The 19,347-nt window shown below is 69.7% G+C and carries 18 protein-coding genes; 14 read left to right on the top strand and 4 right to left on the bottom strand.

Annotated features, from left to right (window positions below; all coding sequences use genetic code 11):
* The first annotated feature begins 22 nt into the window (after positions 1 to 22).
* From ASD77_RS05290 to ASD77_RS05260, 7 genes are all read left to right on the top strand, one after another.
* A complete protein-coding gene (locus ASD77_RS05290; protein ID WP_055941082.1) occupies positions 23 to 1,960 on the top strand; it encodes a phospholipase D family protein in 1,938 nt (645 codons plus the stop codon).
* A gap of 101 nt (positions 1,961 to 2,061) precedes the next feature.
* The gene (locus ASD77_RS05285) at positions 2,062 to 2,484 is read left to right on the top strand and encodes a hotdog fold thioesterase (RefSeq protein WP_055938338.1); all 423 of its coding nucleotides are present in this window, start codon (positions 2,062 to 2,064) and stop codon (positions 2,482 to 2,484) included.
* 95 nt (positions 2,485 to 2,579) lie between these two features.
* On the top strand, positions 2,580 to 3,377 hold the full coding sequence (locus tag ASD77_RS05280) for a lysophospholipid acyltransferase family protein (RefSeq protein WP_055938336.1): 798 nt from the start codon (positions 2,580 to 2,582) through the stop codon (positions 3,375 to 3,377).
* A gap of 91 nt (positions 3,378 to 3,468) precedes the next feature.
* Complete coding sequence (locus ASD77_RS05275) at positions 3,469 to 4,458, top strand: alpha/beta fold hydrolase (RefSeq protein ID WP_156383572.1); 990 nt, start codon at positions 3,469 to 3,471, stop codon at positions 4,456 to 4,458.
* Positions 4,459 to 4,508: 50 nt separating this feature from the next.
* Positions 4,509 to 6,572 (top strand): tetratricopeptide repeat protein, encoded by a 2,064-nt coding sequence (locus ASD77_RS05270; protein ID WP_055938328.1) that lies wholly within the window; start codon positions 4,509 to 4,511, stop codon positions 6,570 to 6,572.
* 28 nt (positions 6,573 to 6,600) lie between these two features.
* Positions 6,601 to 7,215: a YbhB/YbcL family Raf kinase inhibitor-like protein gene (locus ASD77_RS05265; RefSeq protein ID WP_055938324.1), complete on the top strand. Its 615-nt coding sequence runs from the start codon at positions 6,601 to 6,603 to the stop codon at positions 7,213 to 7,215.
* A gap of 5 nt (positions 7,216 to 7,220) precedes the next feature.
* A complete protein-coding gene (locus tag ASD77_RS05260; RefSeq protein WP_055938321.1) occupies positions 7,221 to 7,721 on the top strand; it encodes an RDD family protein in 501 nt (166 codons plus the stop codon).
* Positions 7,722 to 7,736: 15 nt separating this feature from the next.
* On the opposite strand, the gene ASD77_RS05255 is transcribed toward ASD77_RS05260, so the two are convergent.
* From ASD77_RS05255 to ASD77_RS05245, 3 genes are all read right to left on the bottom strand, one after another.
* Positions 7,737 to 9,155: a hypothetical protein gene (locus tag ASD77_RS05255; RefSeq protein WP_055938318.1), complete on the bottom strand. Its 1,419-nt coding sequence runs from the start codon at positions 9,153 to 9,155 to the stop codon at positions 7,737 to 7,739.
* A 97-nt stretch (positions 9,156 to 9,252) separates the two neighbouring features.
* A complete protein-coding gene (locus ASD77_RS05250; protein WP_055941080.1) occupies positions 9,253 to 10,074 on the bottom strand; it encodes an META and DUF4377 domain-containing protein in 822 nt (273 codons plus the stop codon).
* Positions 10,075 to 10,314: 240 nt separating this feature from the next.
* Positions 10,315 to 11,112, bottom strand: coding sequence for an undecaprenyl-diphosphate phosphatase (locus tag ASD77_RS05245; protein WP_055938316.1), 798 nt, complete (start codon positions 11,110 to 11,112; stop codon positions 10,315 to 10,317).
* A 215-nt stretch (positions 11,113 to 11,327) separates the two neighbouring features.
* On the opposite strand from ASD77_RS05245, the gene glnA reads away from it, so the two are divergent.
* From glnA to ASD77_RS05215, 7 genes are all read left to right on the top strand, one after another.
* Positions 11,328 to 12,737 carry a type I glutamate--ammonia ligase gene (gene glnA, locus ASD77_RS05240; RefSeq protein WP_055938313.1) on the top strand — a complete coding sequence of 470 codons (1,410 nt, stop codon included), beginning with the start codon at positions 11,328 to 11,330 and terminating at the stop codon, positions 12,735 to 12,737.
* A gap of 248 nt (positions 12,738 to 12,985) precedes the next feature.
* The gene (locus ASD77_RS18600; protein ID WP_268793363.1) at positions 12,986 to 13,117 is read left to right on the top strand and encodes a hypothetical protein; all 132 of its coding nucleotides are present in this window, start codon (positions 12,986 to 12,988) and stop codon (positions 13,115 to 13,117) included.
* A 52-nt stretch (positions 13,118 to 13,169) separates the two neighbouring features.
* On the top strand, positions 13,170 to 13,508 hold the full coding sequence (locus ASD77_RS05235; protein WP_055941078.1) for a P-II family nitrogen regulator: 339 nt from the start codon (positions 13,170 to 13,172) through the stop codon (positions 13,506 to 13,508).
* Between the two features lie 16 nt (positions 13,509 to 13,524).
* The gene (gene amt / locus ASD77_RS05230; protein WP_055938310.1) at positions 13,525 to 15,099 is read left to right on the top strand and encodes an ammonium transporter; all 1,575 of its coding nucleotides are present in this window, start codon (positions 13,525 to 13,527) and stop codon (positions 15,097 to 15,099) included.
* A 61-nt stretch (positions 15,100 to 15,160) separates the two neighbouring features.
* Positions 15,161 to 16,213, top strand: a complete 1,053-nt coding sequence (locus ASD77_RS05225) for an ATP-binding protein (RefSeq protein ID WP_055938308.1) — start codon at positions 15,161 to 15,163, stop codon at positions 16,211 to 16,213.
* A gap of 4 nt (positions 16,214 to 16,217) precedes the next feature.
* Positions 16,218 to 17,636 carry a nitrogen regulation protein NR(I) gene (gene ntrC / locus ASD77_RS05220; RefSeq protein WP_055941076.1) on the top strand — a complete coding sequence of 473 codons (1,419 nt, stop codon included), beginning with the start codon at positions 16,218 to 16,220 and terminating at the stop codon, positions 17,634 to 17,636.
* 77 nt (positions 17,637 to 17,713) lie between these two features.
* Entirely contained in the window at positions 17,714 to 18,292 is a 579-nt protein-coding gene (locus ASD77_RS05215; RefSeq protein WP_055938305.1) for a superoxide dismutase family protein, read from the top strand.
* Positions 18,293 to 18,379: 87 nt separating this feature from the next.
* On the opposite strand, the gene ASD77_RS05210 is transcribed toward ASD77_RS05215, so the two are convergent.
* Positions 18,380 to 19,264 (bottom strand): hypothetical protein, encoded by an 885-nt coding sequence (locus ASD77_RS05210; RefSeq protein ID WP_055938302.1) that lies wholly within the window; start codon positions 19,262 to 19,264, stop codon positions 18,380 to 18,382.
* Between the last annotated feature and the right edge of the window lie 83 nt (positions 19,265 to 19,347).

The following is a 19,347-nucleotide window of genomic DNA, read 5'->3' as shown; positions in this document are numbered from 1 at the left end:
CAAGCTGGCCGCGCGCTGCGTGGTGCTCTGCCTTGCGCTGCTGGGCACGGCCTGCGCCAGCCTGTCCGACCGCCAGCGCGAGCGCGCCGCCGGCATCGCCGCCGCCGCCCGCTCCACCGTGGTGGAGTGCACGCAGGCCGATGCCTGCGCGCTGCCGTCGCCGCTGTACGACCTGGCCGGCCAGGCCGAGGCCAGCTCCACGCCCACGGCGCCGCGCCACTACGCGGTGATCCTGGACCAGGGCTCGGACGCGCTGCTGGCGCGCCTGAACCTGATCCGCAGCGCGCGCCAGCGCATCGACCTGCAGACCTACATCTTCGACAAGGACGACAGTGCGCGGCTGGTGCTGGACGAACTGCTGGCGGCGGCGCGGCGCGGCGTGCAGGTGCGCGTGCTGATCGACCAGCTGTCGGCGATCGCCGACCTGGAGATCCTGGCCGCGCTGTCCGGATCGCACCGCAACTTTTCCATCCGCATCTACAACCCCAGCTTCGGCAAGGCCAAGCTGAACTACTTCGACTACGCGGGCAGCGTGCTGTGTTGCTTCCGCCGCTTCAACCAGCGCATGCACACCAAGTTGCTGCTGGTGGACGACCGCATCGGCATCAGCGGCGGGCGCAACTACCAGGACGACTATTTCGACTGGGACGCGGAGTACAACTTCCGCGACCGCGACGTGCTGGTCGCCGGGCCGGAAGCGGCGGCGATGGCGGTGAATTTCCAGGCGTTCTGGGATGCGCGGCGCAGCGTGCCGGCCGAACGCCTGAACGATGTCGGCCGGACGCTGTTGAAGACCGGCGTGCCGGCGATGCCGGTGCCGCGCTACCTGCGGCCCGAGCGGGTGCAGGCGGCGCGCGTGGAGGCGGGCGATCCCGAGGTGATGCGGACGCGCTTCGTCGAACCGGCGTTCGCGCTCGGGGCGGTGCGCTACATCGCCGACCTGCCGCAGAAGCACCGGCGCGAGCGGCGCGAAGACGATGCGCCGGCGGCGCCGGAGCTGGAGGCGCTGATCCGAAGCGCCCGGGACGAAGTGCTGCTGCAGACGCCGTACCTGGTCATGTCGAAGCAGGCGCAGGCGATGTTCCGCGACATGCGCCAGCGCCAGCCGCCGCCGCAGGTGATCGTGTCGACCAACAGCCTGGCCGCGACCGACAACCCGATCGTTTATTCGATGTCGTTCAAGTACAAGCGCCGCTACCTGCGCGAGTTCGGCTTCCGGATCCACGAGTACAAGCCGTTCCCGGAGGACGCACCGGTCGATTACGCCGCGCTGATGCCGGAAGGCCCGCCGGTGGCGTCGCCCGGTGATGGCGGGCGCGGCGGCAGTGGCGGTCTCCGCGGTCCGTCGGGCTCGATCGGACCGTCTTCCGGCGGGTCCTCCGGCACCGGCGGCGGCGAGACCACGCGTCGCCTGCAGCGTACCGAATCGCGACCGTCGTTCTTCAGCAGCGGCGCGGCGGCCGAGCCGTTGCCGCTGAAGCGCGCCGGCGTGCGCATGGGCTTGCATGCGAAGTCGATGGTGATCGATGGCCGGATCGCGGTGATCGGCACCCACAACTTCGACCCGCGCTCGGAGAACTACAACACCGAGGCGGCGGTGGTGATCGAGGATCCCGTGTTCGCACAGGCGCTGGCCGGCAGCATCCGCCGCGACATGGCGCCGGAAAACGCCTGGGTGATCGCGCCGCGCGCCAAGCCGCCGGTGTTCTCCGGTCTGGACTACAGCCTGGGCAAGGTGTCCGAGGCATTGCCGATCTTCGACATCTGGCCGTGGCGCTACGCCACCAGTTACGAGTTCCGGCCCGGTCCCGACTGCCCGCTGCCGGTGGGCCCGAAGGACCCCGCGTTCCATCGCTGCTACGTGGCGGTCGGCGACTTCCCCGAGGTCAACGTCGGGCCGAAGTGGCTGTACACGCGCGTGCTGACCGCGTTCGGCGCGGGGCTCGTACCGATTCTGTAAGGCAGGAGTGAGGGGAGAGGAGTGAGGAGTGAGCGAAGCTCGCACCCCTCCTCCTCACGCCTCACTCCTCTCCACTCACTCCTCGCTCCCAGAGAACCGCCATGGCCTTCCGCGCTCCCGTCGATCTCGCCGCCATCAACGCCCACGCCGCCGACACGCTGGTGTCCCACCTCGGCATCGTCATGACCGAGGCCGGGGACGACTGGCTGCGCGGCACCATGCCGGTGGATGTGCGCACCGTGCAGCCGTACGGGATCCTGCACGGCGGCGCATCGGTGGCGCTGGCCGAGACGCTGGGCAGCGTGGCCGGCAACCTGTGCGTGGACATCACGAAGGAGATGGTGGTGGGCCTGGAGATCAACGCCAACCACGTGCGCGCGATGCGCGGTGGCGTGGTCACCGGCACGGCGCGGGCGCTGCACGTGGGCCGCAGCACGCAGCTGTGGGAGATCCGCATCGAGAACGACGACGGCAAGCTGGTCTGCGTGTCGCGACTGACCCTGGCCGTCGTACCCAGGAGCTAGCGGGGAGCGGAGAGGAGTGAGGAGTGAGCGAAGCCAGAGCCTTTGCCTTCGCTCACTCCTCACTCCTCTCCCCTCACTCCTGTTATCTTGATGGCATGACGCCGCCCCCTGTTCATGTTGCTGGCGGCAGCGGCGTGGCGCGGGTATTCCGCTACGCGTACCGCGTGCCGTTGCTGCTCATCCACCTGCTGCTCTTCCTGCCGATCACCCTGCTGTGCCTGTCGCCGCTGCTGGTGTGGATGCGCGTGGGCGACGAAAGCCTGGGCGACGTGGCCGTGCGCCGGTGGTCCAGCGGGCTGATGCGCATCTTCGGCTTCCGCCTGCGCCGGGTGGGCACGCCGCTGCCGGGCGCCACGATGTTCGTGGCCAACCACGTGAGCTGGATCGACATCGAGGCGCTGCACAGCCAGCGCATGATGGGCTTCGTGGCCAAGCAGGAGATCCGCGGCTGGCCGGTGGTGGGCTGGCTGGCGGCGCAGGGGCAGACCATCTTCCACCAGCGCGGCAGCCAGGAATCGCTGGGCGGCGTGCTGCAGGCGATGATGCGGCGCCTGCGCGAGGGCCGCTCGGTCGGCGTGTTCCCGGAGGGCCGGACCCGCGACGGCCATGCGGTCGGGCCGTTCCATGCGCGCATCTTCCTGGCTGCGGTCGAAGCCGGCGTGCCGGTGCAGCCGGTGGCGCTGCGCTACGGCGCGAAGGGCAGCGCGCAGCCGGTGGTGGCGTTCGGGCCGAAGGAAAGCTTCTTCGCCAACTTCATGCGCCTGCTCGGCGAACCGGCGCGCACGGCCGACATCTGTTTCCTGGAACCGATCCGCGTGGCCGACGTCGAAGGCCGCCGGCGCATCGCCGAGCTGTCGCGCGAACGCATCGTGCAGGCGATGGCCGATGCCTGAGCGGCCGGCATGACGGCCTTGCGACGTATTGGAGGGAATACTCGGCCCGCCGGTGCCACCCTCGTGCCGACGCTGCCGCGATGACCCCATGATCACTGCCGCCGATTTCCGACCCCCGCGCTGGCTTCGCAACCCCCACCTGCAATCGGTGCTGGGGTCCAGTGCGCTGCGCCGCCGGCGTGCGCTGCGCGCGCTGGCGGGCAGCGGCGCGGTGACGCTGGAGCACATCGTGGACGGCGGCGATGGCGTGCGCCTGCAGGGCTTCCACAGCCAGGTGCCCGGCCGCGATGCGCGCGGGCTGGTGATGCTGCTGCACGGCTGGGAAGGCAGTGCCGATTCCAACTACATGCGGCTGACCGCCGCGCAACTGCTCACGCGCGGCTTCGACGTGTTCCGGCTGAATTTCCGCGACCACGGCGACACCCATCACCTCAACGAGGACCTGTTCCACTCCAACCGGCTCGACGAAGTGGTGCACGCGGCCCTCGACGTGTCGCGGCGGTTCGCCGGCGAGGCGCCGATGCGGGTGGCGGGGTATTCGCTGGGCGGCAACTTCGCGCTGCGGCTGGCGCTGCGCGCGCCGCAGGCCGGGCTGGCGCTGGCGCACGTGGCGGCGGTCTGCCCGCTGCTGGACCCGGCCATCACCATGGACCGCATCGAGAGCGGCCTGCCGTTCTATGACTGGTATTTCTCCCGCAAGTGGCGCCGCTCGCTGGAGCGCAAGCGCCGCCTGTTCCCACAGCGGCACGACTTCGACGACACCGTGCTGGCGCTGGACATCCGCGCGCTGACCGACTGGCTGGTGCAGCGGCATACCGCGTTCGGCACGCTGGACGCGTACTTCGACGGCTATGCGATCTCGGGCGACCGGCTGGCCGGCCTGACCGTGCCGGCGCACATCCTGATGGCCGAGGACGACCCGGTCATTCCCTTCGACACCTTCCGCGACTGGGTGCTGCCGACGCAGGCCACGCTGGAGATCGCGCCATGGGGCGGCCACTGCGCCTTCATCGAGAACGCCGCCGGCGACGGTTACGCCGAGCGCTGGGTGGCCGAGCGGCTGGCCGGCGGCGCCGCCTGAGCCGGTAAGCCCCGCTACAATCGGCGTTTGACCGAACGCTGGTAACCGCAATGTACGACCCGATTCTGGACGCCCTGCGCCGTGGCGCCGTGGCCGAGGCCCTGACCGCCGCCGACGCCCTGGTGGCCGAGCGCCCCGACGACCCACAGGCGCTGCGCTGGCTGTCCACGTCGCAGATGCAGGGCGGCCAGCCCGAGGCCGCGCTGGCGACCATCGACCGCGCCATCGCGCTGGCGCCGGACAACGCCGACCTGCACCTGGCCCGCGCCGGCGTGCTGGTGGGCAGCCGCCGCAACGAGGACGCGCAGGCGGCGCTGAGCCAGGCCACCGTGCTGGACCCCAACCAGTTCACCGCGTACGTGATCCAGGGCCAGTTGGCGCTCGGCCGCGGCGACCTGGACGAAGCCGAGCGCCTCAGCCGCCTGGCCGGGCGTGTGGCGCCGGACCATCCGCAGCTGGCCGCCATCGACGGCATGGTCGCCCTGCGCCGGGGCAACGCCAACGATGCGCTGAAGATCGTCTCGGCCGCGCTGCAGCAGGCGCCGGACGACGTGCAGCTGCGCTATGCGCTGGGCTTCATCCACATGGCGCTGGGCCACTGGGCATTCGCCGAGCAGGCCTTCCGCGGCGTGATCGAGAAGGTGCCCGGCTCGGACAACCTGCGCAGCCTGATTGCCGACCTGATCCGCCGGCAGGGCCGCCCCGCCGACGCGGCAGACGAGCTGGTGCCGCTGGTCGCGATCAACAACGCGCCGGCCCTGCACCGCTATATCGGCCATCTGCGCCTGGCCGCCGGCCAGAACGAGGAAGCGCTGGCGGCCCTGCGCATCGCCCTGGCCGGCCAGCCGCGCGACCGCGACACCGTGCTCGCCATCATCGAGGCCTGGCGCCGCCTGGGTGCGCAGGACGACGCCCGCAACACGCTCGACGCCGCCTTGGCCACCACCGCCGACGCGCACGACCTGTGGCTGGCCCGCCTGCTGTTCGAGGCTGTCGGCAGCGCCGAAGCCCGCGCGGTGGTCGAACGCTGGGTGGCGGCGATGCCGCAGCACGTGCCCGCGCTGGAAGCGCAGATGTCGGTGCTGGATGCTGCCGGCGACGACGATGCTGCCGAAGCCATCGCACGCCGGATCGTGGAACTGGACCCGGGCCGCGCCAGCGGCGAACAGCGCATCGTCGAAGGCCTGCTGCGGCGCGACCCGATGGCGGCGATCGCCCGTGTCGGCGAGCTGGCGAACAAGGCGACCGACAGCGACCAGCAGCGCAGCCTGCGTGGCTGGCAGGCGTTCGTGCGCGATCGCGCCGGCCGCCATGCCGAAGCGCTCAACAGCTGGGCCGCGCTGGCCCACGAACTGGCGCCGTCGCGCCTGCCCCTGTGGACCCAGACCGGCGCGACCGGTCCGTGGCCCGACCTGGGCGAGGTCGCCGCCTCGTCGCAGCCGCGCCCGATCCTGCTGTGGGGCCCGCCGGGTACGGTGGTCGAATCGCTCGCCGGTGTACTCGGGTTCGTCAGCGACCGCCTGCGCGGCGACCGCTTCCTGCCCGAGCCGCCGAAGGACGGCTTCCAGAGCTACTTCACCCCGGCACGCCTGCTGTCGGGCGAGCTGGCGGGCGAGGCCCTGATCGCCGAATGGCGCGGCATGCTGGCGCAGCGTTCCGTCGACACCGGCGTGATCGACTGGCTGATCTCGTGGGACAACGCGCTGCTGCATGCGCTGCGCCCGCACCTGCCGGAAGCGCTGCTGATCGTGGCGGTGCGCGATCCGCGCGATGCGCTGATCGACTGGCTGGCGTTCGGTTCGCCGGCGCCGCTGGCGCTGGACGACCTGGAGACCGGTGCGGCATGGCTGGCCGGCCTGTTCGCCCAGATCGCCGACCTGCACGAGCAGGATCTGTATCCGAGCCGCCTGATCAGGATGGACGCGATCAAGGACGACGCGGGTGCGGTGTCGCAGGTGCTGGGCCAGGCCCTGGGGGTGCAGTTGCCGGTGCCGCCGTCGTCCGGCGCGCGCCGCTTCCCCGAAGGCCACTGGCGCCACTACGCGCAGGCCTTGGCCGGCCCGTTCGCCGCGCTGACCCCGGTGGCGGTGCGCCTGGGTTATCCGGCCACCTGATTCCTCCCCCTTCTTGCAGGAGCGACCCATGCGTCTGTGGAGCGACAGTTTCGAGAACACCAAGCCCATCCCGGCGGAATTCGCGATGGGCCAGCCGGACGGCTTTGCCGCCAACCGCAACCCGCACCTGGCGTGGGATGAGGTGCCGGACGGGACGAAGTCCTTCGCCCTGCTGTGCATCGATCCCGATGCGCCGACCGTGCCCGAGACCGTCGGCCGTGACGACCTGCAGATCCCGGTCGAACAGCCGCGCGCGCACTTCATCCACTGGGCGATGGCCGACATCGCACCCGATGTGCGCGAGATCGCCGCCGGCAGCTGCAGCGACGGCGTCACCGCCAAGGGCAAGCAGCAGCCGGCCGGACCGTCCGGCGCGCGGCAGGGATTGAACGGCTACACCGGCTGGTTCGCCGGCGACGCGCAGATGGGCGGCGAGTACTACGGGTACGACGGCCCGTATCCGCCGTTCAACGACCTGCGCGTGCACCGCTACTTCTTCCGCCTGTTCGCGCTGGACGTGGCCACGCTAGCCCTGGCGGCGCGCTTCACCGCCGCCGATGTGGAGCGCGCGATGCAGGGGCATGTGCTGGGTGAGGCGCTGGTGCACGGCACCTACACGCTCAACGCGGCACTGCGTGATTGAACCCCATGGGGGGAGACAACCCGTACGAAAGCCCGCGCAGCGTCATCGACGAGCCGGTGGGCGAGCCGGTGGCGTTGACGCAGGCTACGAAGCTGCGCCGCTTCGTCCACTGGATGATTGACCGCGTCATCGTGCTTGGCCTCCTCTTCCTGGCGTTGGTGGTCGCAGCCATCGTCGGCGGCGACGAGGTGCTGGACTGGGCCGAACGCCTGGCGTGGTGGCAGGAACAGCTGATCACCTTCGCCCTGATCATCGTCTACTACACGCTGATGGAAGGCGCCACGGGCACCACGATCGGCAAGCTGGTGACCGGCACGCGCGTGGTCGACGAGGCCGGTCGCGGGATCACCTTCGGCCAGGCGCTGCTGCGCAGTGTCAGTCGCGTGGTGCCGTTCGAGGCCTTCTCGGTACTGCTCGCCGACGATGACGATCCACGCGGCTGGCACGATCGCTGGCCGCGCACGCGCGTGGTGCTGAAGCGTCGTCCGGCGGCGGTGCAGGAATGATGCGCAGGCGGCGGATCACTCCGCGGCGTGCCGCCAGCGCCAGCGTCCATCGGCCTCGATGACCAGGCAGGGGCCCGAGGACGGGCACTCCCGTGCCACGTGGATCTGCTCCGGCGGAAGGCCAAGTCGCCACGCCAGTCCCATCTGGCCGATGGCGTAGAAGCGCTGCTCGTCCGCGACGCTGACGTGCAGCGGCGTGGCGATGCGCTGCGGCTCCAGTGCCTGCAACGTCGCTTCCGCCCACTGCGCGCGGCCGATCAGGCCGGGATGGTCGAGCCGGCGCGTGCCTTCCACCGCGATCCATGACGACACCGCGATCAGTGCGGCGACCACGAGTGCAGCCTTGTCGGACGCGACGCAACGTGCCAGCACGACCACCGGCAGGATCACGGCGATGGCCGCGTAGTACTCGTAGCTGTTCCAGGCGAACAGGAAGTAGGGCGCGTACGCCAGCACGGCAAACGCGGCGATGCACAGCCATTGCCACCGTGTCAGCAGCGTGCGGCCGCGCCCGCCGGCGATCGCCCACGCGGCCAGCATGGGCAGTGCGGTAGCGGCGATCCAGGCCAGGCCGTGGAGCCGTTCACCTGCCACCGCCATGCGCATCGCCTCGCGCGGCACGTTCAGCAGCCATGCCCCGAAAGAGGCGGCGTTGCGCACCACATTGCTGCCCAGTGTCAGCTCATAGGAGGCGTCGGTGTTGGCGGTGAAGCGTGCACGCAGCACCAGCCACAGAGCGACAACGGCGACGCAGGCCAGCCAGGCGAACAGCTCGCCACGGTCCAGCCGGCGGACGGCGACGAAGGCGGCGACCACCAGCATCAGCGCCGGTGTCAGCGCCGCGGATTCCTTGCTCAGCAAGGCCAGCGCCAGCACCACCGGCAGCGATGCCAGCAACGCCGGGCGCAGGAGCGGCCTGGCGTCGCGCGCGCTGACCCAGGCGGCCAGCAGCAGCGTGGTGAACAACGTCAACATGGCGTTGTTGGCCGCCGCCGCCCAATGCACGGGCAACAGGTGCATCGTCAGTCCGCCGTACACGGCGCCGGCGAGCGCGGCGATACGGCCAGCGTGCGACCAGCGGCAGGCACGCGCCAGGCGGAACGCGAACAGGGCGACCCCGAGCGCGGCCAGCACGTGCAGCAGCAGGCTCATCGCGTGCGCGGCATGGGCGCTGCCGCCGAGCGAGGCGTCGATCCAGCGCCAGTAGCCCTCCTGCGACAGCGGCCGCCAGAAGCGCGGTGGCGACGAGGGCCAGACATCCGACCACCACGGCGCGCCGGTCGCGTTGGTCGCATGCGCGGCGTGCAGGAACGCGTAGTCGTCGCCCCAGAACGGCGTGGTCAGCGCCGGCCACCACATCAGCAGCGACGACACCACCAGCAGGGCGGTGGCGATCCAGAAGAAAGGCGTGGCGTTCCTTGCGGCGTGGGTCATCGATTGCGCGTCGAAACCGGTGGCGCGCCACTATAGCGGCTGGCCTGCCGCATCGATGCGCGCCGCGGTGCCCCGGCGCGCATCGCGTGACCGTTCGTTACGGCGTCTCGTTCGCCGACTCCACCACCATGTCCAGCACGTACGCCTGCGGCGACGCATCGGCGGGCGGGTTCTTCACCGTGTAGCGGTCCACGCGCAGCACGTTGCGGATGCCGGGCTGGTGCGTGTAGCCCTCGATGCTGTCGTGGAAGGGCTGGAACTCGCCGGGCGTGCCGACTTTCAGGCCCTTGTCGTCGTACGCGATCTCGCGCACCTGCAGGCACTGCTTGTCGGGGATCAGTGGGTGGCTGCAGGGTTTGGTCTCGGCGGCGACTTCCAGGAACACGCGTTCGCTGGGGCCGCCGTAGCGGGTTTCGGCGGTCGGGTTGCCGGCGAACACGAGGGTGTCGCCGGTCGCCGTGGTGAGCTTCAGCTGGGCGACGCCGTCCTGGGTGGCGGCGATCTTCAGCGTGCCTTCCAGCCGCTTGCCCGCTTCCTGGTCCAGCGCCATCAATGCGGTGTCGGTGCAGGCCATCATGGTGGACGTCAGGCGGCCGATGGTGAGGCTGGCGTCCGACAGCGTGTAGGTGCCGCCCATCCGGTTGCAGGTATTGGCCACACCCAGGCGGCCGTCCTTGAAGTCGAGCTGCAATGGCTTGTCGGCACGTGCGAACAGGGCATCGATGCGCTTGCCCTGCGCGTCGGTCGCGTCCATGAGCTGCCAGTGGTACTGCGGGAGCAGCGTCGCAGCATCCGCGGACGGGGTCGCAGGCGCTTCCGGGGCGGCGGTCGTCACCGGCGCAGGCGCGTCGGTCTGTTCGGCCGGCTTGGGGCAGCCGGCCAGCGCCAGCGGCAGGGCGAGCAGCAGCAGTCGTTTCATGGCGTTCTCCATCAGGGTGGCGGTATGCAAACGCGTGGCGGGTTGGAACGGGGTGAAGGCCTGACATTGCGCTTGTCGCAGGAGCGACGTCAGTCGCGACCGCACGGCCAGCATCAACGCGGAAAGCCGGTCGTTCTGCGTGTGGGCGCACTGCGGCGCGGTTTGATCTCGCAGAGGGGACGGCTGTGGGGGCGCGGTCGCGACTGACGTCGCTCCTACAGGGAGCAGAGACGGGGCGGGTCAGCTCCCCGCCGGCATCAGCAACAGCAACAACGCGCCCAGCACGATCCGGTAGATCGCGAAGCCGGTGAAGCGGTGCGCCTTGATGAAACCGAGCAGCCACTTCACCACCACGAAGCCGGTGGCGGTGGCGGCGGCGAAGGCCAGCGCCACTTCGCCCCAGTTCTCCGAGCCGAGCGCATCGTCCTGGACCAGCTCCAGGAAGGCGTAGCCGCTGGCCGCGAACATGGTGGGGATGCCGAGCAGGAACACGAATTCCGCCGCCGACGAGCGCCGGCTGGTGCCGGCCAGCATCGCCATGAAGATGGCCGCCGCCGAGCGCGAGGTGCCGGGGAACACGCCGGCCACCACCTGCGCCAGGCCCACCAGGATGGCCACCTTCCAGGTGATCGTGGCGACATCGCCGCGCTTCTCGGCGACATGTTCGGCGAAAAGCATCCACACGCCGCCGAGGATCAGCGCCCAGGCGATGGGGGTGACGGTTTCCGGCAGCTCCCAGCCGGCCAGGCGTACCGGCAGGCCGACCAGCGCGGTGACCAGGAAGGCGGCGGCCAGCTTCATGGCGTAGTCGCGGGCTTCGGCATCGCGCCAGCAGCCGGTCGTCAGTTCCCAGATCCGGCGGCGGAACACCAGCGTGGTGGCGAGGATGGCGCCGGCCTGGATGACGATGTTGAAGAAGTCCGAGCGCTCGCCCAGCCAGTGCTGCGCGATCAGCAGGTGGCCGGTGCTGGAGATCGGCAGGAATTCGGTCAGGCCTTCGAGGATGCCGAGCAGCAGCGCGGCGAGCAGGTCGGTCATGGGGCTCGCGTGAGGGGCGGCGGAGAGCGGCAAGGATAGTGGAAAGCCGGATGCGCCGTAATGGTGCGAGATGCGTGAATTACGCCCCATCGTGGTGCAGATACGTGAGAGCTGCGTGATGGAGATGCTTGAAAATCAACGGCTTGCGGCCCAGGAAAGGTTGGCACGACGATTGCTGTAACCCGTCACACACTTATCCAACCCGAGGTTCCGAGATGTCCCTGGACAACGTTGAGAAGCTGATCAAGGAGCACAAGGTCGAGTTCGTCGACCTGCGCTTCGTCGACATGCGTGGTGTCGAACAGCACGTCACCTTCCCCGTCAGCATCGTCGATGCGTCGCTGTTCGAAGACGGCAAGATGTTCGATGGCTCGTCGATCTCGGGCTGGAAGGGCATCAACGAGTCGGACATGGTGCTGCTGCCCGACCCGACCACGGCCTATCTCGATCCGTTCTACGCCGACCCGACCCTGGTGCTGGTCTGCGACATCCTCGACCCGGCCACCATGCAGGGCTACACCCGCGATCCGCGCGGCATCGCCAAGCGTGCGGAAGCCCACCTGAAGGCCAGCGGCGTGGCCGATGTGGCGTTCTTCGGTCCGGAACCCGAGTTCTTCATCTTCGACTCGGTGCAGTTCGCCAACGACATGGGCAACACCTTCTTCAAGATCAATTCCGAAGAAGGCGCCTGGAACAGCGGCAAGAGCTACGACGGCGCCAACAGCGGCTACCGCCCGGGCATCAAGGGCGGTTACTTCCCGGTGCCGCCGACCGATTCGCTGCACGACCTGCGCGCCGAGATGTGCAAGACGCTGGAACAGGTCGGCATCGAAGTCGAAGTGCACCACCACGAAGTCGCCACCGCCGGCCAGTGCGAGATCGGCGCCAAGTTCAACACGCTGGTGCAGAAGGCCGACGAGCTGCAGCGCATGAAGTACGTGGTGCGCAACGTCGCCCACCGCAACGGCAAGACGGCGACCTTCATGCCCAAGCCGATCGTCGGCGACAACGGCAGCGGCATGCACGTGCACCAGTCGCTGGCCAAGGGCGGCCAGAACCTGTTCTCCGGCGACGGCTACGGCGGCCTGTCGCAGATGGCGCTGTGGTACATCGGCGGCATCTTCAAGCACGCCAAGGCGATCAATGCGTTCGCCAACTCCGGCACCAACAGCTACAAGCGCCTGGTGCCGGGCTTCGAGGCGCCGGTGATGCTGGCCTACTCGGCGCGCAACCGGTCGGCGTCGTGCCGCATTCCGTGGGTGGCCAATCCGAAGGCGCGCCGCATCGAGATCCGCTTCCCCGATCCGCTGCAGTCCGGCTACCTGACCTTCACCGCGCTGATGATGGCCGGCCTGGACGGCATCAAGAACCAGATCGATCCGGGCGCGCCGAGCGACAAGGACCTGTACGACCTGCCGCCGGAAGAAGAGAAGAACATCCCGCAGGTCTGCTCCAGCCTGGACCAGGCGCTGGACGCGCTGGACAAGGACCGCGACTTCCTCAAGGCCGGCGGCGTGATGACCGACGACTTCATCGATGCCTACATAGCGCTGAAGATGCAGGAAGTGACCAAGTTCCGCGCGGCCACGCACCCGCTGGAATACCAGCTGTACTACGCCAACTGATGCCGGCGTACGCGCACATCGCGATGCATGCGGAGGGCCGGGTAACGGTCCTCCGCGACGCAGCGGGCGCGCACTGAGTTATCGCGGCGATGGCGACGGATCTCCCCTCCCACCCGTCGCCATCGCCGCACCTTACTGGACGCATCGCCCTGCGCTGCGTCCGACCGGTTGGGGAACCGGGGCACCACCCGTCTTCGATTTCCGGAGATCGCCGCAACGCTGTACCAGGGGAAACACAGGAGAGGTCCATGAACCGCAGCTCCCTCCCACGTCATCCGCTCCTGCCGCATGTGATCGCGGCAGGCACGGATGCGGTTCATGCATCGCTCCACACCGATCACGTGCGCGCGGCCAGGGGGTTGCGTGCGCCGGTGACCTGAAACCGCCGGCCGGCTCCGGTCGGCCGGTTCCATCCACCATCGGGGTATGCGCATGAAACTGATCACCGCCATCATCCGGCCGTTCAAGCTCGACGAGGTCCGAGAGTCCTTGTCGCAAGCGGGCGTGTCCGGCATCACCGTGACCGAAGTGAAAGGCTTCGGCCGGCAGAAGGGCCACACCGAGCTGTACCGCGGCGCCGAGTACGTCGTCGATTTCCTGCCCAAGATCAAGATCGAAACCGTCGTCACCGACGAGCGACTGGAGGCCGTCATCGAGGCCATCCAGCAGGCCGCCGGCACCGGCAAGATCGGCGACGGCAAGATCTTCGTCACCACCATCGACCAGGTCATCCGCATCCGCACCGGCGAAGTCGGCGCGGACGCGCTCTAACACTCGGAGCCCCCACATGAAGACTCGACTGTTGTCCGGGTGGAAGACCCGTGCGCACGTACTCTGCCTGGCCGCGCTGTGCGGCGTGATGACGGCGGGCGTCACCGCCACCGCGTTCGCTGCGCAGGACGCTGCAGCGCCGACCACCGAAGCTCCCGTTGCCGACACCGCGCCCGCGCCGGTCGAGGCTGCCGCTGTCCCGGCGGAGGCCACGGCGGCGTCTGCTGAAGCCGTCGCTGCGCCCGCCGAAGAAGCCCCGGCCGAGGAAGCCCCGGCACCGACGATCAGCAAGCCCGATACCGTCTGGGTGCTGGTCTCTGCCGTCCTGGTGATCTTCATGACGCTGCCCGGCCTGGCGCTCTTCTACGGCGGCCTGGTGCGTTCGAAGAACGTGCTGTCGATCCTGATCCAGAACCTGGCCGTGTTCTCGCTGGTAGCGGTGCTGTGGGCGCTGTACGGCTACAGCTTCGCGTTCACCGAGGGCAATCCGTTCATCGGCGGCACCGACCGGCTGTTCGCAGCGGGCCTGGATGCGTCCTCGATCGGCGCCACGTTCACCAAGGGCGTCTACATCCCGGAACTGGCGTTCTTCGTGTTCCAGGGCGCGTTCGCCTGCATCACCTGCGCGCTGATCGTCGGCGCCTTCGCCGAGCGCGTGAAGTTCGCCGGCGTGATGCTGTTCACCGTGCTGTGGTTCACCTTCGCCTACCTGCCGATGGCGCACATGGTGTGGTTCTTCCCCGGCCCGGATGCGTTCACCAGCACCGATGCGGTGGACGGCGTGCTGGCCAAGTCCGGCTACCTGTGGGCCAAGGGCGCGCTGGACTTCGCGGGCGGCACCGTCGTGCACATCAATGCCGCTATCGCCGGCCTGGTGGGCGCCTACGTGATCGGCAAGCGCACGGGCTACGGACGCGAAGCCATCAAGCCGCACAACCTGACCCTGACCATGGTCGGCGCGTCCATCCTGTGGGTGGGCTGGTTCGGCTTCAACGCCGGTTCGGCGCTGGAAGCCGGCGGCGTGGCCGCGATCGCCTTCGTCAACACCTTCCTGGCCACGGCCGCGGCGGTAGTGGCGTGGCTGCTGGTGGAGTGGGTCACCAAGGGCAAGCCCTCGTTGCTGGGTGCGGCGTCGGGTGCGGTGGCCGGCTTGGTCGCCATCACCCCGGCGGCTGGCCTGGTGGGCCTGAACGGCGCGCTGGCCATCGGCGCCATCGCGGGCGTGCTGTGCCTGTGGGGCGTCAGCGGGCTGAAGAAGCTGCTGGGCGCGGATGACAGCCTGGACGTGTTCGGCGTGCACGGCGTCGGTGGCATCACCGGTGCGCTCCTGACCGGCGTCTTCGCCGCGCCCTCGCTGGGCGGCGCGGGCATCTGGGACTACGTCACCGAGACCGCTGTGGCTGAGTATTCCATCGGCTCGCAGGTGTGGATCCAGGCGCAGGGCGTGCTGATCACGGTGGTGCTGTCCAGCGTGGTGGCCCTGATCTCCTTCCTGATCGTGAAGTACACGGTCGGCCTGCGCGTCTCCGAAGACGCGGAGCGCGAGGGGCTGGACATCACCTCGCACGGCGAATCGGCCTACGAGGCCTGAGGGCATGCCGGGAACGGCTTTGCACTAAACTGGTGCAATGTCGTTCCCGGTCCCATCCCCCATGCCATCCGAGCCCACCACCGACGCGCTGAGCACGCCGGTGGCCTGGGCGGACGCGGGCGGCCTGATCCGTGGCGTCAACCCGGCCTTCGCCCGTTGGCTGGGCGTCAGTACCCGCCGCCTGATCGGGCAACCGCTGGCGGCCCTGGAGATCGAAGGCGACGCCATGGCGCGGTTCCTGGACAACACCGACCGCGACGTTCTGCGGCTGCACCGCATGGCGCTGGGCATGCCCGGCGAGTCGCCGTGCTTTGCCGAGGGTTGGCTGTCGCGGCTGGAGGGCGGTGGCTGGCTGCTGGAGGCTCACCCGGTCGACGAATTCCCCGCGCTGGACCCCACCCACGTGCTGCCGAATGCCTTGAGCGCGGCGCTGAAGGGGTTGGCGCACGAGCTGCGCAATCCGCTGGCGGGACTGAAGGGCGCCGCCCAGCTGCTGGCCCGCCGGGCCGCGCACCGCAACGACAATGACGACGAGCGCGAACTGATCGAACTGATCGAATCCGAGATCAACCGCCTCAACACCCTGCTCGAACAACTGCTGTCGCCCTCGCCGCAGCGGCCGCACGCGGCGCTGAACATCCACACCGTGCTGGAACGCGTGCTGCGCCTGGCCGAAAACGAGGGCGGCTGGTCGGTGCGCCTGCAGCGCGACTACGACCCCAGCCTGCCGGAACTATCCGGCGACGCCGACCGCCTGACCCAGGCGGTCTGGAACTTGGTCCGCAACGCCCTGCAAGCGGGTGCGGCCAACATCATCCTGCGCACCCGGGTCGAACACGGGTCGCGCATCCACGACCACCTGCACGCGATGGCGCTGCGGGTGGAGATCGTCGACGACGGCCGCGGCGTGCCCGAAGCGCTCGCCGAGCACCTGTTCCTGCCGCTGGTCAGTGGCCGCGCCGAAGGCAGCGGTCTGGGCCTGGCGCTGTCGCAGCAGGTGGCGCGCGAACACCGGGGGTCGCTGACCTACCGCTCGCGCCCCGGCCACACGGTCTTCACCCTTTTGCTGCCGCAATCGCCGCACGACTCCGACGAGGAACGTCATGTCCATTGACCGCCTGGCGGCCACCGCCGCCGACGCACGCCGCATCTGGGTGGTCGATGACGACCGCTCGGTGCGCTTCGTGCTGGCCACCGCCCTGCGTGACGCGGGCTATGCGGTGGACGGCTTCGACAGCGCGGCCGCCGCCCTGAGCGCGCTGGGCGCCCGCGGCGCGCCCGACCTGCTGTTCACCGATGTCCGCATGCCGGGCGACGACGGCCTGGTGCTGCTCGACCGGCTGAAGGCCACGCATCCGCAGCTGCCTGTCATCGTGATGTCGGCCTACACCGATGTCGCCAGCACCGCCGGCGCCTTCCGCGGCGGCGCGCACGAATTCCTGTCCAAGCCGTTCGACCTGGACGACGCGGTGGCCCTGGCCGCGCGCACCTTGCCCGATGCGGAAGAAGCGGCGGACGCGGTGCCGGAGGGCGAGGCGGCCACGCCCACGCCGCAACTGATCGGCGACACGCCGGCGATGCGCGCGCTGTTCCGCGCGATCGGCCGGCTGGCGCAGGCGCCGCTGTCGGTGCTGATCACCGGCGAGACCGGCACCGGCAAGGAACTGGTCGCGCACGCGCTGCACCACGAGTCGCCGCGCTCGCGCAAACCGTTCGTGGCGTTGAATACCGCGGCCATCCCGTCGGAACTGCTGGAGAGCGAGCTGTTCGGCCACGAGGCGGGCGCGTTCACCGGCGCGCAGAAGCGCCACATCGGCCGCTTCGAACAGGCCGATGGCGGCACGCTGTTCCTCGACGAAATCGGCGACATGCCGCTGCCGCTGCAGACGCGCCTGCTGCGCGTGCTGGCCGAAGGCGAATTCTTCCGCGTCGGCGGGCGCGAGCTGATCCGCGTGGACGTGCGTGTGATCGCCGCCACCCACCAAGACCTCGATGGCCTGGTGGCCGAAGGCCGCTTCCGCGCCGACCTGCTGCATCGGCTCAACGTGGTGCGCCTGCAACTGCCGCCGCTGCGCGAGCGCCGCGCGGACGTGCCGCAACTGGCCGAAAACTTCCTCGCCATGGCCACGCGCAAGCTGGACATCGCGCCCAAGCGTTTCAGCAACCCCGCGCTGGACCTGCTGCAGGCCCACGACTGGCCCGGCAACGTGCGCGAGCTGGAAAACGTCTGCTGGCGGCTGGCCGCGCTGGCGCCGGCCGACGTCATCAACACCACCGACCTGCAGGGCGCGCTGTCGCATGCCCCCATCGCCGGCGGACGCGGCGAATGGGACCACGCGCTGGGCGAATGGGCACGCCGCCGCCTGCTGGAAGGCGCCGAGTCGCTGCATGCCGAAGCACGCGAGCGGCTCGACCGCACCTTGCTGGAAGTCGCGCTGGAACTGACCCACGGCCGCCGTGCCGAAGCCGCGGCGAAACTGGGCGTGGGCCGCAATACGGTGACACGCAAGCTGGGGCCTGGCCGCAAGCGCGGATGAGCGACCGCCGCTTTCATTGAACGTGAAGGTAGCGCTGGTTACGGTAGCGGGCCACGACCTGCACCCGGAGCTTCCCCATGCGCATTGCCCTGCTGGCCGCCGCGACCGTCACTGCCCTCACGCTCACCGCGTGCGGCACCACGTCCTCGCCCTCTTCGTCGCCGACGTCCGCTACGCCGGTCGTACCCACCACCAGCACCGCCAAGCAGGCGGTCGCCGTGCTGGCATCGGCCTCGGGTAGCCTGGTCAGCGGCAGCGTCACCCTCACGCCGATGGGCAAGGGCCTGCACCTGACCGGTGAAGTCGGTGGCCTGCCCGCCAACGGCACGCACGCCTTCCACATCCACGAGAAGGGCGACTGCAGCGCCGCCGACGCCAGCAGCGCCGGTCCGCATTTCAATCCGTTCAATGCCGCCCACGGCAAGGCCGGCGGTGGCGCGCACCACGCCGGCGACATGAACAACCTGACCGCCAACGCCGAGGGCGTGGCCAAGGTGGATGCGCATATCGAAGGCGTCACCCTGGGCGGCGCCGCGATCAACGATGTCGCCGGCCGCGCCCTGATCGTGCACGCCGCCCCGGACGACTACGCCAGCCAGCCCGCCGGCAACGCCGGCGCCCGCGTGGCGTGCGGCATCATCAAGGTCACCCAGTAACAACGACCCTGTGCGTAACGTGCGCTATGCGCACGACCGCACGACCGCACGATCCGTACTTCCTCGTGGTCGTGCGCGTGGCGCACGCTACGACTGCAGGGTTTCCCGTGCGTCGGTCTTGCCCGGGCAATGCGCGAAGGTCACCGGGATGCCGTGCGCCTCCAGCACGGCGGCGATCTGCTGCTGGCGGGCCTGGAAGTGCTGGTAGGTGCGTTCCAGGCGTTCGTCGGTGGCTTCATGCGGCGCATAGCGTGCGCGCCATGCCAGCGGCTCGAACAGCGCGATGTGGACTTCGCCGTTCGCATAGCGCAGCAACGGTTCCGGCGGCGCGTCCAGCCATTGTTCCTCCGTAGGCGCCATCAGCGCGGTCTCGATCACCGGCCACAACGCACCCAGGCCGCCATGCTCGTACTGCATGGCGGTCATCGCCGCCAGGTCGTGCAGGGTCATGTAGCGCGCGTGCTCGATCTGCGCACCGAACGCGGTCTGCGCGAGCAGCGCGGTGTCGGCCTGGGCCATGCCGGTTTCCAGCAGCACGCTTTCCAGCCGTTCGCCCACGGCAGCGACCGTAGGGTCATCGCCGCTGAGCAGGAAGGGCACCACGCGCAGCAGGCCGCCGCGCAGGCCATCGTCGGCCCGCAGCGGCATCGGGATGTCACCGGTTTCATCGGCCCCGAAGGCGATCAGGCGCGCGCCTTCGCCGCGGCCCGGCGCGCGCTGGTGCAGTTCGCGCAGGCGCTGGTGCAGCGACCAGCCGGGTCGCAGCGCCTCCGCCGGGTCGAAGTGTGCCGCTGCAAGGACGAGATCCAGGTCACGGACCTGCGGGGCGTGCGCGGCGAGATCGCGACCCAGCTTCTCCGCCAGCTCACTGGCCTCGGCGGCCGCCAGCGCCGCGCGCTGCGGCGGATGGCCGGCAGCGAGCTCCAGGGCGATCACGCCCATGACGACGGGGCCGGTTGGGGATCGAGTCATGTCAGCGGTTGGAGGCGATGGAGGGGCGCATTACACTCCCCCATTATGCCTGCCGTACGCAGGCGCATCTTCACCCACCCATC

This window comes from Pseudoxanthomonas sp. Root65 (assembly GCF_001427635.1).
Lineage (GTDB): Bacteria > Pseudomonadota > Gammaproteobacteria > Xanthomonadales > Xanthomonadaceae > Pseudoxanthomonas_A.
Note: the sequence above shows the minus strand (reverse complement) of the source record. Positions and strands in the feature narration are given on the sequence as shown.